The sequence below is a fragment of the Streptomyces sp. NBC_00536 genome (assembly GCF_036346295.1).
Taxonomy (GTDB): Bacteria; Actinomycetota; Actinomycetes; order Streptomycetales; family Streptomycetaceae; genus Streptomyces.
The window spans coordinates 592,853-607,412 of record NZ_CP107819.1 but is presented as its reverse complement, the minus strand read 5'-3'; the positions used below and the strand labels follow the sequence as shown (position 1 = coordinate 607,412).

Genomic DNA, 14,560 nt, shown 5'->3' with positions numbered 1-14,560 from the left:
GAGCACCCCGGCGCCCGAATGGCGTACGGGGCACACGGCGCGTCGGCGTGCCCGACCGTACGGTCCCCCTCCTGCCGGTCTAATGAGGCCCGGCAGGACGGAGTCCCGATGCACGAGATGTCGATCGCCATGGCCGTCGTGGGCCAGGTGGAAGAAGCCGCCCGGGCGGGCGGCGCCCGGGCCGTCACCCTCGTCCGGCTCCAGGTCGGCGAACTGGCCGGGGTGGTGCCCGACGCCCTCGCCTTCTGCTTCGAACTGGCCTGCGCCCAGACGGTGCTGGAAGGCGCCGCACTCGTCACGGAAGCGGTCACCGCCCGCGCCCGCTGCGGTGCCTGCACCGGCGAATGGGCCGTCGGCATGCCCCCCGAACTGTGCTGCCCCGCCTGTGGCCGGGCCACCGACGTCGAACTGCTCACGGGCCGCGAACTGCGCATCCTCAGCGTGGAGTGGGAGGACTGCCCCGGCCCCGGAGCCGCCGCCCCCGCCGCCGCCCGTGAGCGTGACCGTGAACCCATCTCCGAGGAGCACTGAAGACACCATGTGCCGTGTGGTCGACCTCCAGCAGGCGGTACTCGCCAAGAACGAAGCAGCCGCGCACACCCTGCGCGCCGGACTCACCGCCCGCGGCACCACGCTCGTCAACCTGCTGTCCAGCCCCGGCAGCGGCAAGACGGCGCTGCTGGAGCGGGAGTTGCTGCTCGCCCGCGAACGCGGGGTGCCGGTCGCCGCGTTGACGGCCGATCTGGCCACCGAGAACGACGCGACCCGGCTCGCCCGCTCCGGCGCCCCCGTCAAACAGGTGCTCACCGACGGACTCTGCCACCTGGAGGCCCACATGCTGGGCCGCCACCTGGACGGCTGGCTCGCCGAGGACACCCGGCTGCTCTTCGTGGAGAACGTCGGCAACCTGGTCTGTCCCGCCTCCTACGACCTGGGCGAAACCCTGCGCGTGGTCCTCGCCTCGGTCACCGAGGGCGAGGACAAGCCGCTCAAGTACCCGACCGCCTTCGGCCTCGCGCAGCTGGTGGTGGTGACCAAGACCGACATCGCCGGGGCCGTCGACTTCGACGAGGCCGCCTTCCGCGCCAACGTCCGGCAGGTCAACCCCGGTGTGGACGTGGTCCTCACGTCGGCCCGTACGGGCACGGGCGTGGGCATCCTGCTCGACCGCGCGCTCGCCGCCGCGGCCGGAGCCCCGGTCCACCAGCCGGTCATGGCCCGCCGACAGCCCCCCGCACACCGCCACGACGACGGTCTCGCCCCCGCCCACGACCACGATCACACCCACTCGCACGACCACAGCCACGGGCACGACCACGCTCACCCGCACGACGGCCCGCACCAGCACCCGCACCCCGCCGCGGTGCAGACCCGCTGATGGAAGCGGTGCAGCGGCGCCGGGTCATCGTCCGCGGCGTCGTCCAAGGCGTCGGATTCCGGCCGTACGTCTACACCCGCGCCACCGGTCTCGGCCTCGCCGGGCACGTCACCAACACCCCTGACGGCGTGGTCGCGGAGGTTGAGGGCGCCCCGGCCGCCGTATCGGCCTTCTGCGAGCGGCTCGCCGCCGACGCGCCCCCGCTCGCCGTGGTGGACGCCGTCGACCACCACGAGGTACCGGTCGCGGGCGGCGCCGGTTTCACCATCGTCGCCTCCCGCACCGGCGGCCCCGCCCGTACGCTCGTCTCCCCGGACGTCGCCACCTGCGCGGACTGCCTCGCCGAGCTGGCCGACCCCGCCGACCGGCGCCACCGCCACCCCTTCATCACCTGCACCCACTGCGGGCCGCGGTTCACCATCGTCACCGGGCTGCCGTACGACCGCGCCCACACCACCATGGCCCGCTTCCCGATGTGCGCCGACTGCGCCCGTGAGTACGCCGACCCCGGCGACCGGCGCTTCCACGCCCAGCCCGTCGCCTGCCCCGCCTGCGGCCCCCGGCTGCGGCTGCTGCGCGCGGGGACTCCGGGCAGGACGGGCGCCGGGCCGACGCCACCGCCGCGCGAGGACCCGGCCGGGCCCGACCCGGTGGCCGAAGCCCGGCGGCTGCTCGCCGCGGGGGCGGTCCTCGCCGTCAAGGGCCTCGGCGGGTACCACCTCGCCTGCGACGCCGCCCACCCCGGCGCCGTCGCGGAACTGCGCCGCCGCAAGGGCCGCGGGGACAAGCCCTTCGCCCTGATGGCCCGGGACCTCGCCGACATCGAGGCGCTGGCCGAGGCGGGCCCCGAGGAGCGCGCCCTGCTCACCGCGGGCGCCCGGCCCATCGTCCTGCTGCGCCGCCGGGCCGGGGTGGCGGCCCCGCCGGGGGTGGCGCCCGGCGCCCCCGACCTCGGCGTGATGCTCCCGTACACCCCCGTGCACCACCTGCTGCTGGGCCTGCCCGGCGATCCTCCCGGACCCCGCCTCCTCGTCATGACCAGCGGAAACCTGTCCGGCGAGCCCATCGTCACCGATGACGCCGAAGCCCTGGAGCGGCTCGCCCCCCTCGCCGACGCCTGGCTCACCCACGACCGCCCGATCCACGTGCCCTGCGACGACTCCGTCGTGCGGATCTGCGACGGCGAGGTCCTCACGGTCCGCCGCGCACGCGGCTACGCCCCGCTGCCGCTCGCCCTCCCGCTGCCGGTCCCGCCGACCCTGGCCACCGGCGGCGACCTCAAGAACGCCCTCTGCCTCGGCGAAGGACACCGGGCCTGGCTGTCCGCCCACATCGGCGACATGGACGATCTCGCCACCCAGCACGCCTTCGAACGCGCCGAGCGGCAGCTGGAATCCATCACCGGCGTCACCCCCGAACTGCTCGCCGCCGACCGGCACCCCGGCTACCGCTCCGCGCAGTGGGCCCTGCGCCACCGCGGCGGACGCCCGGTGGTCCGGGTCCAGCACCACCACGCGCACATCGCGTCCGCCCTCGCCGAACACGGACAGGGCGGCGCGCGCCGGGTGATCGGCGTGGCCTTCGACGGGACCGGCTACGGCGACGACGGGGCGGTCTGGGGCGGCGAGGTGCTCCTCGCCGACTACGCCGGGTTCACCCGCTTCGCCCACCTCGCCTACGTCCCCCTGCCGGGCGGTGACGCCGCCGTGCACCGCCCGTACCGCATGGCCCTGTCCCACCTGCGCGCCGCGGGCCTCGACTGGGACCCCGCGCTGCCCTGTACGGCGGCCTGCCCTCCCGATGAACTCCGCGTCCTGCGCACTCAGTTGGAGCGGGACCTGAACTGCGTCCCGACCTCCAGCATGGGCCGCCTCTTCGACGCGGTCTCCGCGCTCGCCGGGGTCTGCCAGCACGCGGGCTACGAGGCGCAGGCCGCGATCGAGCTGGAGAACGCGGCCCTGGCGGCGCCCGAGGCCGCCGGTGCGCCCGGCCGCGGATACGGTCACGGATACACCTTCGCCCTGCGCGACCCGCAGCCGGTCGACCCGCAGCCGGGCGGGCCGACCGGTGCGGTCATCGCCGATCCGGCCCCCGTCCTGGCCGCCGTCGTGGCCGACGTACGCGCCGGCGTTCCGACGGCCGTGATCGCGGCCCGGTTCCACGCGTCGGTCGCCGCGCTCGTCGGCGCACTGTGCGCGCGGGCCCGGGACCGGCACGGCCTGGACACGGTGGCGCTGACCGGCGGGGTCTTCGCCAACACGCTGCTGTCCACGGCCTGCGCGCGCATCCTGCGCGCGGACGGGTTCACCGTCCTGCGCCACCACCGGATCCCGCCGGGCGACGGCGGACTGGCCCTCGGCCAGCTGATGGTGGCCGCCGCCGCGCGGCCCACCGAACACCCACAGCGAGGAGAAGCCCATGTGCCTGGCGGTACCCGGCAGAGTGCTTGACATCGAGGAGAAGGACGGCACCCGGATGGCGACCGTCGACTTCGGCGGGGTGGTCAAGGAGGTGTGCCTGGAGTACCTGCCGGACCTCCAGGTGGGCGAGTACGCCATCGTGCACGTCGGCTTCGCCCTCCAGCGGCTGGACGAGGAGTCGGCCAAGCAGACCCTCGAACTCTTCGCCCAGCTCGGCATGCTCCAGGAGGAGTTCGGCGACCCGTGGGAGCAGGCGGCGCAGGCGGGCGGATCCCCCTGGCCGTTCGAAGGGGATCCCTTCGAGGGCGACCAGGCCGAAAGTGACGCCGTCGAGGAGGCGCGGAAGTGAAGTACATCGACGAATTCCAGGACCCGGACCTCGCCCGTAGGCTCCTCGACGACATCCACGCCACCGTCACCCGGCCGTGGGCCCTGATGGAGGTCTGCGGCGGCCAGACCCACACCATCATCCGGCACGGCATCGACCAACTCCTGCCCGAACAGGTGGAATTGATCCACGGGCCGGGCTGCCCCGTGTGCGTGACCCCGCTGGAGGTCATCGACAAGGCCCTGGAGATCGCCTCCCGCCCCGGAGTGATCTTCTGTTCCTTCGGGGACATGCTCCGCGTCCCGGGGACCGGCCGCGACCTCTTCCAGGTGCGCAGCGAGGGCGGTGACGTACGGGTCGTCTACTCCCCGCTCGACGCCCTCAAGGTCGCACAGCAGAACCCCGGCCGCGAAGTGGTGTTCTTCGGCATCGGCTTCGAAACCACCGCCCCGCCCAATGCGATGACGGTGTATCAGGCGAAGAAGCTCGGCATCCCCAACTTCAGCCTGCTCGTCTCCCACGTCCGCGTTCCCCCGGCGATCGAAGCGATCATGGGCTCGCCCGGTTGCCGGGTCCAGGGCTTCCTCGCCGCCGGGCACGTGTGCAGCGTGATGGGCATGGGGGAGTACCCGGAACTGGCCGCCCGCCACCGCGTTCCGATCGTGGTGACCGGCTTCGAACCGCTGGACATCCTCGAAGGCGTACGCCGCGCCGTGCACCAGCTGGAACGCGGCGAGCACACCGTCGACAACGCCTACGCCCGCGCGGTCCGCCCGGAGGGCAACCCGGCCGCGCTCGCCATGCTGGAGGACGTCTTCGAGGTCACCGACCGGGCCTGGCGGGGCATCGGCATCATCCCCGGCAGCGGCTGGCGGCTCTCCGAGCGCTACCGCGACTTCGACGCCGAACACCGCTTCTCGGTCACCGGGATCACCACCCTGGAGCCCGCCGAATGCCGCAGCGGCGAGGTGCTCCAGGGCCTGATCAAACCGAACGCGTGCGAGGCCTTCGGAACCACCTGCACCCCGCGCAACCCGCTCGGAGCCACCATGGTCTCCAGCGAGGGCGCGTGCGCCGCCTACTACCTCTACCGCCGGCTGGAACTCACCCCGGCCAGGACCGCCGCACCGCTGGAGACGAGCCCCGTTGCCTGACACCGCGCCCGACATGCTCGCCTGGACCTGCCCGGCCCCGCTGCGCGACCGCCCCCGCGTGGTGATGGGCCACGGCGGCGGTGGCGCGCTCTCCGCCGAACTCGTCCAGCACCTCTTCGCCCCCGCCTTCGGCGGCCCGGTGCTCGCCCAGCTCGGCGACTCCGCGGCCGTCACCCTGGGCGGGGTCCGGCTCGCCTTCTCCACCGACTCCTACGTCGTACGGCCGCTGTTCTTCCCCGGCGGCAGCATCGGCGACCTCGCGGTCAACGGCACGGTCAACGACCTCGCCATGAGCGGCGCCCGGGCCGCCTATCTGTCCGCCGGGTTCATCCTCGAAGAGGGCGTCGAGATGTCCGTGGTCGCCCGGGTGGCCGAGGCCATGGGCGCGGCCGCGCGGGCCGCCGGGGTGGAAGTGGCCACCGGCGACACCAAGGTCGTCGAGGCCGGGCACGGCGACGGGATCTACATCAACACCGCGGGCATCGGCCTCATCCCGGCCGGGGTCGACCTGCGCCCGCAGCGGGTGGTCCCCGGGGACGTGGTCATCGTCAGCGGTGCGATCGGCGTGCACGGCGTGGCGATCATGAGCGTCCGGGAGGGCCTGGAGTTCGGCGTGGACATCGCCAGCGACTGCGCCCCGCTGGGCGGGCTCGTCCAGAGCATGCTCGCGGTCACCCCCGACCTGCACGTGCTGCGCGACCCCACCCGGGGCGGCCTGGCGGCCGCCCTCAACGAGATCGCGCAGGCCTCCGGCGCGGGCGTGGTCATCGACGAGCGGGCCGTCCCGGTGCCGCCGCCCGTGGCCAATGCCTGTGCGATCCTCGGCCTCGACCCGCTGTACGTCGCCAACGAGGGCAAGCTGGTGGCCTTCGTCCCGCGCGAGCACGCCGACGCGGTGCTCGACGCGATGCGGGCGCACCCGCTGGGCGCGGACGCGACGGTGATCGGGGAGGCGGTGGCCGACCACCCCGGGCTCGTCGTGGCCCGTACCGGCCTCGGCGGCACCCGCGTGGTCGACCTCCCGCTCGGCGAACAGCTGCCCCGCATCTGCTGACCCCCTTTCCACGGCCGGGGGCCCGTCACCCCCGGCCGGGCACGGCCCGCCCGCCGACGAAGGCCTCCGGGGCCGTGGCGTACGGCAGCCCGGCCAGCGGCTGGTCGGTCACGAAGCGGGCCATCAGGTCGGCGAAGTCCGCGCTGCGCTCCAGCGGGGCCAGGTGATCGGTCTCCAGGATGGTCAGGAACTGCGCGGTGGGCAGTACGGACGCCACCCGGCGGCCCATGTCGGGGGTGGTGAGCGTGTCGTGCTCACCGGTGACCACCAGGGCGGGCACCGCCGGGCAGGGCTCGGGGCGGTACCACTCGTGCCGGATCAGCCGCCGGTTGTGCTCGGCGGACTTCCGCAGGGAGGCGGGGCTCTGCCCGGCGATCTGCTGGTAGACGAGCCGGCCGACCGCCGCGTGCTTGCGCACGGTCCCGGTGCCGGGCGGAGACATGAACCGGTCGGTCAGCTCGCGCGCGATGTCCTGCGTCTCGCCGCGCGCGATCATGCCGTCCCAGCGCTCCATCGCCGCCGTGTACTCGTCGGTGACCGCCGTCGCCATCCCGCTCAGCATCAGCCGCTCGACGAGCGCCGGGTAGTGCTGGACGAAGCGCAGGGCGATCGCCCCGCCGAAGCAGGTGCCGAAGAGGCTGATCCGCTCCAGCCCCAGCGCGTCCACGAGGTGCCGGGTGGCCGCGGCGAGGTGGTCGATGCCGTAGCGGGCCGGGAGGAAGTCCGCGGTGCCGTAGCCGGGCAGGTCGACCGTCACCACGGGGCCGTGCGGGACGAGCCGCTTCTCGTGCCGGGTCCAGGACGTCCGGTTCTGCTCGGAGCCGCCGAGGATGAGGACGGGCGTACCCGAGCCGCCCGCCCGGGCGATCCGGCATACGTAGCCGAGACCGTCGAAGACCAGGTGCCGCTCCTCGACCCGCAGGGGCGCCGCGTCCGGGCCGCCGCCCTGCGCGGGGACGGGAAGGGGGACGGCCGGGTCCCGGTGCGTGAGCGATCCCTGGCCCTGGACCGTGACGGAACTCGGCATGACTGTCATTGATCGCTCCAAGAGGCGCCGGAAAGACAAAGCGCGCTGTACAACCCTCCCCGGCGGCGAAAAGTGTCGGCGCGGGCCGCACGGGTGCGCCACCCGGCCGATGACTCGGACGGGTGGCGCGGGGGAGGAGCGGTGACGGAGCGGTGACGAAGCGGAGGTCAGGCGACGGGCGAGTCCTCGGTCTCCGGAATGGTCACGAGCCAGCGGGAGTCCTGGCGCGGGCGCAGGTAGAGCGCCCAGTACAGGGTGGCGACCGCGGTGATGCCGCCCGTCCAGAGCAGGTACACGGTCTCCTGCTGGGTGAGGATGTAGGCGAGTACGAGGATCAGCGCGACCGGCACCGCGGGCCACAGCGGCATCCGCCAGGCGGCGACCGTGCGGTGCGCGCCGCGGCGGCTGTACAGCGCCGCCACCGCCACCAGCAGGTACATGCCGGTCACCGAGACCCCGGTCACGCCGTAGAGGGTGTCCAGGTTCACGAAGCAGAGGCCCGCGCCGGGGACGCCGACGAGCAGGGTGGCGACCCAGGGGGAGCCGGTGCGGCCGAGCCGGGACAGGGCCTTGTTGACGGGCTCGGGCCAGGCCTTGTCGCGGGCGGAGGCGAAGAGCACCCGCGAGTTCTGGATGACCATGACGATGCCCGCGTTGATGATGGCCAGGGCGACGCAGAGGCTGACGAAGGTGCCGACGGCCGAGTTCGACCAGGCGGTGACCATCGCGCCGATGTCTCCGCTGGTCAGGGCCGCGAGGTCGGGGGCGCCGACGGTGATGGCGATGACCGGGACGAGGATCACGGCGGTGGAGATGGCCAGGGTGGCCAGGACGGTCCGGGCGACGTTGCGCCGCGGGTTCTCCAGCTCCTCCGACAGGTAGACGGCGGTCGAGAACCCCTGGGTGATGAACAGGGCGATGGCGAGTCCGGAGACCACCATCATCGCGGTGACCGTCGAGGTCGAGGCGCCCGTCTCACCGGCCACCGAGCCGTGGATCAGGGCCGAGGCGCCGCGCTCGCTGTGGGCGAAGCCGAGTACCGCCACCAGGGCGGCGGCCACGACCTCCAGCACCAGGAAGATGCCGGTGATCCAGGCGTTGGCGCGCAGGTCGAGCAGACCGGCGAGGGTGGCGAGCAGCATGACCGCTCCGCCCGCGATCGGGGCCGGTATGTGCACGATCGGCGCCAGGTAGTCGGCCGTGCCCATGGCGATCACGGGTGGCACGATCATCACGACCAGCAGCGACAGGACGAAGACCAGCCAGCCCGCGAGCCGCCCGGCGAGCGTCGACACGATGGCGTACTCGCCGCCCGCGCTGGGGATCAGGGTGCCCAGCTCGGAGTAGCAGAACGCGACGCCGATGCACAGCAGCGAGCCGATGGCGATCGTGAGGGCGGCGTAGGTGCCGAGGCTCGAAAACAGGTCGGGCACGACCACGAAGAGGGTCGAGGCGGGCGTCACGCACGACAGGGTGAGCAGGGTCCCGCCCACCACGCCGATGGAGCGCTTGAGCTTCTGGGGGACGGGGCCGGTCGCGGGGGCGAGCGCCTGGGGAGCGCTGATCGTGTCGGACATCAGTGCGGGTTCCGATCGGCAGATGCTGGGTGATGAGTGCGGGAGCGGTATCGCCTCCGAGGCGGCTCGTGATCAGGTGGTTCTGTGTGGCTCCCGAGCCGTAATGCAAGCTCCACGAGATCCGCTGGTCAATAGCTGTTTACCTGCGGAATCCATCGTTCCGACACGCTGACGATGTCCGTTTCGGCGTTAAGGCCGCGTAAACACTGCCCTCCGGGGGGTGCGGGAACCGCAGCTCGGCCGCGAATTATTTGCGCGATTGTTTCTCACGGCGCTCGTCCTCGGTCAGCCCGCCCCACACCCCGTATGCCTCGTGGGTGCGCAGCGCGTGCTCCAGACACGCGCGCCGGACCGGGCACCCGGCGCAGACCCGCTTCGCCGCCTCGTCCCGGTCCTCCCGCTCCTCGCCGCGCTCACCGGCCGGATGGAAGAACCGGCTCGGGCCGAGATCGCGACAGGCCGCCCGGTCCTGCCACTCCCAGTGGTGGAGCGTGGGTCCGGGCAGCAGTGACACGTCGGGCATGACAGTTCCCCTCTCGCCGGCACGTTCGGCTCGTGGACGCGTCTGACCGCTCGAAGGGGCTTGAAACACACCGCGCGTGACGGGCTGTGAGTGCGCGTGCCCGATACTCGGGGCGCAGGGAACAGGAACCATCACAGGGCCAGGCACAAGGCCGGGACAGAAGAGGAGACGAGGGTGCGCCCCACCGGCATCGCGCGCCGCACCCGGCTGCGGAACCCGGCGGCCGCGGCCGCCCTCTCGCTCGCCTTCCTGGCCACCGCCGCCCCCGTGGTCACCGCCGCGGCGACCGCCCCCGCCGCCGAGGCCGCGCAGCCGGCCGCGGGCGTCCTCGACCCCGCGGCGCTCACGGAGGAGCTGGACGCCGTCCACGCCGCGGGCATGTACGGGGCGTACGCGTCCGTCCGCGACGGCGCCGCCGAGTGGAACGGCGCCACCGGCGTCGCCGACCTCGCCACCGGCCGCCCCACCCGCCCGGACATGGAGCACCGCGTCGGCAGCGTCACCAAGTCCTTCACCGCGGTCGCCGTCCTCCAGCAGAGCGCCGCGGGCCGCATCCGGCTGGACGCACCGGTCGGCGACTACCTCCCCGCCCTCGTCCCGGGCGAGCGCGGCCGCCTGATCACCGTCCGCATGCTGATGAACCACACCAGCGGCATCGCCGACTACGTCCCGCAGGCCTTCCCCTCCCTCGCCCTGGGTTCCACCGCGAGCCTGGACGAGTACCGCCACCGCACGGTCCGGCCGGCCATGCTGATCGCCTGGGGCCTCGGCGCCCCGCAGCTCTTCCCGCCCGGCACCGACTGGTCGTACTCGAACACCAACTACGTCCTGCTCGGCGAGCTGCTGCGCACGGTCACCGGCCGGGACCCCGAGGAGGTCATCGCCCAGGACGTCATCCGCCGCGCCGGGCTGCGCCACACCTACTTCCCGGGGACGGACCCGCTGATCCGCGGCCCGCACGCCAAGCTGTACGAGAACCTCCACGGGCTGGTCGACCCGCGCCGCGACGCCAGCGAATACAGCGAATACAACATGACCATGGCGGGCACGGCCGGGGCGCTGATCTCCACCCCGCAGGACCTCAACACCTTCTACCGGACCCTGCTCCGCGGCGGCCTGCTGCCCGCCGCCCAGCTCCGCGAGATGCGCACGACCACGCCCGTCAAGGACGAGAACGGGCGGGTCATCGCCGGATACGGACTCGGCATCTACACCCTCGACACCCCCTGCGGCCCGGCCTGGGGCCACGACGGCTCGGTCTGGGGCGGCGGCACCACCGCCCTGTCCAGCGCCGACGGCACCCGCCAGTTCGCCCTCGGCTTCAACCTCACCAAGTACCAGCGCACCGACGCCGAGGGCCGGCCGGTCCCGCACCCCGTGGACGCGGCACTCGACCGGCTCCAGGCCGGGGCCCTGTGCGGTACGGGCGTCCTCGCGCCCGGCACCCCGTCCGCGCTCCCGCGGGCCCACCCGCCGCTCCTCCCGCTGGTCCCGCCGTCCCTGTCCTCGGCGACCGCTCAGCGCTTGCGGTAGTCCCGCGCGTCCGCTGCGGCGGCGAGCACCGAGTCCAGGTCCCCGCCGACCGCGGAGGTCAGGGTGATCGCCACCGCTCCCTCCAGGAACGGCGCGTCCACGATCCGGGTACCGGCGGGCAGCCCCGCCTCCTCGTCACCGATCAGCGAGTTCACGGTGAGCACCGCGCTGCCCATGTCACACAGCACGGCCACGCCCCGGCCCTCGTCCACCGCGCGAACGGCGCCGCGGATCAGCGCCGCGCTGGTACCGATGCCGCCGTCCTGGGTGCCGCCCGCCAGCGCGAGCGGGCCGGGCTCCGCCGAACCGAGGAGCGCCCGGGTCAGCGCGGCCACCGACTCGGCGACCGCCTTGCTGTGCGACACCAGCACGACACCGACCCGGCCGGTCGTGGACCCCGCCCCGGGCCCCGCCCCGACGGCCGGCTCCCCGGCGAGGGAATCGCCCCCGGTGTCGGGGCCGACCTCGACCTCGGCCTCGCCTTCGCCGTCGACGGCGATGCGCAGCGCCTCCATCAGCAGCGCCACCGAGTTGGCGCCCGCGTCCTGGTGCCCGACGCTGCGCTCGCCCAGGTAACTGGCCCGGCCCTTGCGCGCCTGGAGCCCCGCCGTGACGTCGGCCCCCGTGCGCGCCGCCTTCGACGCCGCGTCCAGGGCCTCGCGCAGCGGCCGTCCCGCCTCGGCGGCGTCGCTCAGGGCCAGCACGGCCGGAGCCAGCGCGTCCACCATCGTCGCGTCGCCGATCTCGGCGCCGCCGAGCTTCTGGACGGAGCGCAGACCGGCGCCGAGCGCGGCGCCCAGCTCCCCGGCCGTCGGCCGCTCGGTGTCGCCCAGCACCTTGCCGGTGCGGCGCAGCGCGGTGCCGAAGAGCGGACCGGAGGCCCCGCCCACCGTGTTGGTGAGGGTGGACCCGGCCAGGGTCAGCAGGGCGCCCGGGGTGCGCGGCCGGGTCTCGGTGACGGCGGCGGCGACCGCGCCGAAGCCGCGGACCAGGTTGGCGCCGTGGTCCCCGTCGCCGATGACGGCGTCCAGTTCGGTGAGCCGCTCGGCGTCGCGGCGTACCAGACGGGTGGTCTCGGCGAGCCAGCGCTGGAAGCAGGCGGCGTCGAGAACGGGTGCTTCCGGCTGCATGGTCGTCATGCGTGTCACTCCTGGAGGGGGATCGGGTGGGACGTGGAAGGATTCAGCAACCCCAGCGCAGGGACGGGGTGTTCACCGGCGCGTCCCACAGACGCAGCAGTTCGGCGTCGGCGCGGCACAGGGTGAAGGTGCATCCGGCCATGTCCAGGCTGGTGACGTAGCTGCCGACCAGCGAACGGGCCACGGTGACGCCCCGCTCCGCGAGGACGCGCCCGGCCTCGGCGCGCATGACGTACAGCTCGATGGGCGGGGTCCCGCCGAGCCCGTTGACCAGCAGGATGACCGGGTCGTCGGAGCACCGGGGGAGGTCTTCGAGGATCGCGTCGAGCATGGCTCCGGCCGTGGCGGCCGCGCTCATCGACGGGCGCCGCTCGCGGCCGGGTTCGCCGTGGATGCCGATGCCCAGCTCGATCTCGTCCTCGCCCAGCGAGAAGTTGGGGCTGCCCTTGGCCGGGGTGGTGCAGGAGGTCAGGGCCACTCCGTAACTGCGGGAGCGCTCGGCCACCTTGCGGGCCACCGCCGCCACCTCCGCCAGCGGCGCGCCCTCCTCGGCGAGGGCGCCCGCGATCTTCTCGACGAAGAGGGTGGCGCCGGTGCCCCGACGGCCGGGTCCGGCCGCGTCGGCGGCGACGGCGACGTCATCGGCGACGACGACCTGCGCGACCTCGATCCCCTCGTCCTCGCAGTCCTCGGCGGCCATCGTGAAGTTGAGGATGTCCCCGGTGTAGTTCTTCACGATGTGCAGCACGCCCGCGCCGGAGTCGGCGCCAGCCGTGGCGCGGGCGATCGCGTCCGGCACCGGCGAGGTGAAGACGGGCCCGGCGACCGCCGCGGTGAGCATGCCGCGGCCGACGAACCCGGCGTGCAGCGGCTCGTGCCCGCTGCCGCCGCCGGAGAGCAGCGCGACCTTTGCGTCCCCCGGCCCGCCGACCCGCGTGACGATCCCCGCGGTCGCGTCGACATCGAGGTCCGGGTGGCCGGCGGCCATTCCCCGCAGGGCGTCATGGACCACGGTTTCCGGGGAATTGATCAGCTTCTTCACTGCGGACCTCTCTTGAATGCGTGCGCGCTTGAATGCACGCGTTTTAATGCGGAAGAAAAATGCACATATCGCAGGGATGGTTCCGGCTGCCTTACGGCTGTTTGACCTGGGCTGTTGCTAGGAACCCTACGTCGTGGACGGGGCCGTCGGGGCCGGGTATTTGGTCCTGGACTTGGCGGCGGAAAGACCCGCTCGAAGCCCTCGGCGCCGTGATAGGGATGAAAAAGGCGCCGATTAAGCCGTCTGCAATTCAGGAGGATTTTCCGTGAAGACCGTCGGTACACGCATGCTCATCAGCCCGCCGAAGTACGTCCAGGGCGCGGGGGCCATGAACGACCTGGGCGAGCACCTCGCCCCCCTCGGCGGCAACGCTCTGGTCCTCGCCGACCAGGGGGTCTGGGGCTTCGTCGACACCGCCGTCACCGACTCCCTCGCCGCCGCCGGGGTCCGCCTGACCAAGGAGGTCTTCGGCGGGCTCTGCACTCAGCGGGAGATCGACCGGGTCGCCGCGGCCGCCCGGACGGCCGGCGCGGACGTGGTCATCGGCATCGGCGGCGGCACCGCGATCGACACGGCCAAGGCGGTCGGCCACGCGCTCGGGGACATCGCCGTGGTCAGCGCCCCCACCGTGGCCTCCACCGACGCCCCGACCAGCGCGCTCGCCGTGATCTACACCGAGGACGGCGCCTTCGAGCGCTACTCCTTCTTCCGCCGCAACCCCAACCTGGTGCTGGTCGACACCGCGCTCGTCGCGAACGCGCCCAGCCGCTTCATCGTCTCGGGCATGGGCGACGCCCTCGCCACCTGGTACGAGGCCCGCGTCTGCGTCGCCGCGGACCGCACCGCGATGGCGGGCGGGCTCGCCACCGCCGCTTCGCTGAGCCTGGCCCGGCTCTGCTGGGAGACGCTCATGGAGTACGGCCACCAGGCCCGCCTCGCCGCCGAGGCCCATGTGGTCACCCCGGCCCTGGAGAAGGTCACCGAGGCCAACACCCTGCTGTCCGGCCTCGGGTTCGAGTCCTGCGGTCTCGCCGCCGCGCACGGCATCCACAACGGCCTGACCGTCTCCCACCGCACCCACGGCATGATGCACGGCGAGAAGGTGAACCTCGGCACCCTCGCGCAGCTCGTCCTGGAGGGCGCGCCCACCGAGGAACTCGACACCTGGCTCCGGTTCAGCCGCAGCGTCGGCCTGCCCACCACGCTCGCCGAGGTGGGCCTGGCCGACCCGGACCGCGGGGAACTCCTCGCCATCGGCCGCGCGGCCACCGCCGAGGGCGAGACCACGCACAACATGCCCTTCCCGGTCACCCCGGACATGGTCGCGGACGCGCTCCTCGCCGGTGACGCCTACGCCCGCGCCACCGCCCGGAAGCACTGCTGAG

The 14,560-nt window shown here is 73.5% G+C and carries 13 protein-coding genes and 1 pseudogene; 8 read left to right on the top strand and 6 right to left on the bottom strand.

Features of this window, described 5'->3' with window-relative positions; translation table 11 throughout:
- Positions 1 to 108 precede the first annotated feature (108 nt).
- From OHS33_RS02640 to hypE, 6 genes are read left to right on the top strand one after another with little or no spacing between them, the layout of a single operon-like run.
- On the top strand, positions 109 to 531 hold the full coding sequence (locus tag OHS33_RS02640) for a hydrogenase maturation nickel metallochaperone HypA/HybF (protein WP_330328744.1): 423 nt from the start codon (positions 109 to 111) through the stop codon (positions 529 to 531).
- Positions 532 to 538: 7 nt separating this feature from the next.
- Positions 539 to 1,378: a hydrogenase nickel incorporation protein HypB gene (gene hypB, locus OHS33_RS02635; RefSeq protein ID WP_330328743.1), complete on the top strand. Its 840-nt coding sequence runs from the start codon at positions 539 to 541 to the stop codon at positions 1,376 to 1,378.
- A complete protein-coding gene (hypF, locus tag OHS33_RS02630) occupies positions 1,378 to 3,828 on the top strand; it encodes a carbamoyltransferase HypF (protein WP_330328742.1) in 2,451 nt (816 codons plus the stop codon). The genes hypB and hypF overlap by 1 nt, the downstream gene beginning before the upstream one ends.
- Positions 3,797 to 4,147 (top strand): HypC/HybG/HupF family hydrogenase formation chaperone, encoded by a 351-nt coding sequence (locus OHS33_RS02625; protein ID WP_330328741.1) that lies wholly within the window; start codon positions 3,797 to 3,799, stop codon positions 4,145 to 4,147. The genes hypF and OHS33_RS02625 overlap by 32 nt, the downstream gene beginning before the upstream one ends.
- Entirely contained in the window at positions 4,144 to 5,280 is a 1,137-nt protein-coding gene (gene hypD / locus OHS33_RS02620) for a hydrogenase formation protein HypD (RefSeq protein ID WP_330328740.1), read from the top strand. Before OHS33_RS02625 ends, hypD begins: the two co-directional genes overlap by 4 nt.
- A gap of 13 nt (positions 5,281 to 5,293) precedes the next feature.
- Entirely contained in the window at positions 5,294 to 6,334 is a 1,041-nt protein-coding gene (gene hypE / locus OHS33_RS02615) for a hydrogenase expression/formation protein HypE (protein WP_330334876.1), read from the top strand.
- Between the two features lie 25 nt (positions 6,335 to 6,359).
- On the opposite strand, the gene OHS33_RS02610 is transcribed toward hypE, so the two are convergent.
- The 3 genes from OHS33_RS02610 to OHS33_RS02600 all read right to left on the bottom strand — a co-directional run bounded on the left by OHS33_RS02610 (position 6,360) and on the right by OHS33_RS02600 (position 9,461).
- Complete coding sequence (locus OHS33_RS02610) at positions 6,360 to 7,361, bottom strand: alpha/beta fold hydrolase (protein WP_330328739.1); 1,002 nt, start codon at positions 7,359 to 7,361, stop codon at positions 6,360 to 6,362.
- Between the two features lie 167 nt (positions 7,362 to 7,528).
- Positions 7,529 to 8,938 (bottom strand): APC family permease, encoded by a 1,410-nt coding sequence (locus OHS33_RS02605; RefSeq protein WP_330328738.1) that lies wholly within the window; start codon positions 8,936 to 8,938, stop codon positions 7,529 to 7,531.
- Positions 8,939 to 9,185: 247 nt separating this feature from the next.
- On the bottom strand, positions 9,186 to 9,461 hold the full coding sequence (locus tag OHS33_RS02600) for a WhiB family transcriptional regulator (RefSeq protein ID WP_330328737.1): 276 nt from the start codon (positions 9,459 to 9,461) through the stop codon (positions 9,186 to 9,188).
- A gap of 174 nt (positions 9,462 to 9,635) precedes the next feature.
- On the opposite strand from OHS33_RS02600, the gene OHS33_RS02595 reads away from it, so the two are divergent.
- Complete coding sequence (locus tag OHS33_RS02595) at positions 9,636 to 10,994, top strand: serine hydrolase domain-containing protein (protein ID WP_330328736.1); 1,359 nt, start codon at positions 9,636 to 9,638, stop codon at positions 10,992 to 10,994.
- Here OHS33_RS02595 and OHS33_RS02590 read toward each other — a convergent pair.
- The 3 genes and pseudogenes from OHS33_RS02590 to dhaK form a co-directional block, all read right to left on the bottom strand.
- The gene (locus OHS33_RS02590; protein ID WP_443065409.1) at positions 10,979 to 11,359 is read right to left on the bottom strand and encodes a PTS-dependent dihydroxyacetone kinase phosphotransferase subunit DhaM; all 381 of its coding nucleotides are present in this window, start codon (positions 11,357 to 11,359) and stop codon (positions 10,979 to 10,981) included. The two genes, OHS33_RS02595 and OHS33_RS02590, sit on opposite strands and share 16 nt — an antisense overlap.
- 108 nt (positions 11,360 to 11,467) lie before the next feature.
- Positions 11,468 to 12,124: pseudogene (gene dhaL / locus OHS33_RS02585) on the bottom strand (dihydroxyacetone kinase subunit DhaL); the annotation flags it as partial.
- Between the two features lie 52 nt (positions 12,125 to 12,176).
- Positions 12,177 to 13,175: a dihydroxyacetone kinase subunit DhaK gene (gene dhaK, locus OHS33_RS02580; RefSeq protein ID WP_330328735.1), complete on the bottom strand. Its 999-nt coding sequence runs from the start codon at positions 13,173 to 13,175 to the stop codon at positions 12,177 to 12,179.
- A gap of 265 nt (positions 13,176 to 13,440) precedes the next feature.
- Between dhaK and OHS33_RS02575 the strand changes: the two genes are divergently transcribed.
- A complete protein-coding gene (locus OHS33_RS02575; protein WP_330328734.1) occupies positions 13,441 to 14,559 on the top strand; it encodes a glycerol dehydrogenase in 1,119 nt (372 codons plus the stop codon).
- Position 14,560 lies beyond the last annotated feature (1 nt).

What these genes read in the sequence shown, in the direction of transcription:
- hypB (WP_330328743.1), top strand. Translation starts at nt 539, where the DNA reads ATGTGCCGTGTGGTCGACCTCCAGCAGGCGGTACTCGCCAAGAACGAA.
- hypE (WP_330334876.1), top strand. Translation starts at nt 5,294, where the DNA reads ATGCTCGCCTGGACCTGCCCGGCCCCGCTGCGCGACCGCCCCCGCGTG.
- OHS33_RS02610 (WP_330328739.1), bottom strand. Translation starts at nt 7,361, where the DNA reads ATGCCGAGTTCCGTCACGGTCCAGGGCCAGGGATCGCTCACGCACCGG.
- OHS33_RS02605 (WP_330328738.1), bottom strand. Translation starts at nt 8,938, where the DNA reads ATGTCCGACACGATCAGCGCTCCCCAGGCGCTCGCCCCCGCGACCGGC.
- hypF (WP_330328742.1), top strand. Translation starts at nt 1,378, where the DNA reads ATGGAAGCGGTGCAGCGGCGCCGGGTCATCGTCCGCGGCGTCGTCCAA.
- OHS33_RS02600 (WP_330328737.1), bottom strand. Translation starts at nt 9,461, where the DNA reads ATGCCCGACGTGTCACTGCTGCCCGGACCCACGCTCCACCACTGGGAG.
- OHS33_RS02640 (WP_330328744.1), top strand. Translation starts at nt 109, where the DNA reads ATGCACGAGATGTCGATCGCCATGGCCGTCGTGGGCCAGGTGGAAGAA.
- OHS33_RS02625 (WP_330328741.1), top strand. Translation starts at nt 3,797, where the DNA reads ATGTGCCTGGCGGTACCCGGCAGAGTGCTTGACATCGAGGAGAAGGAC.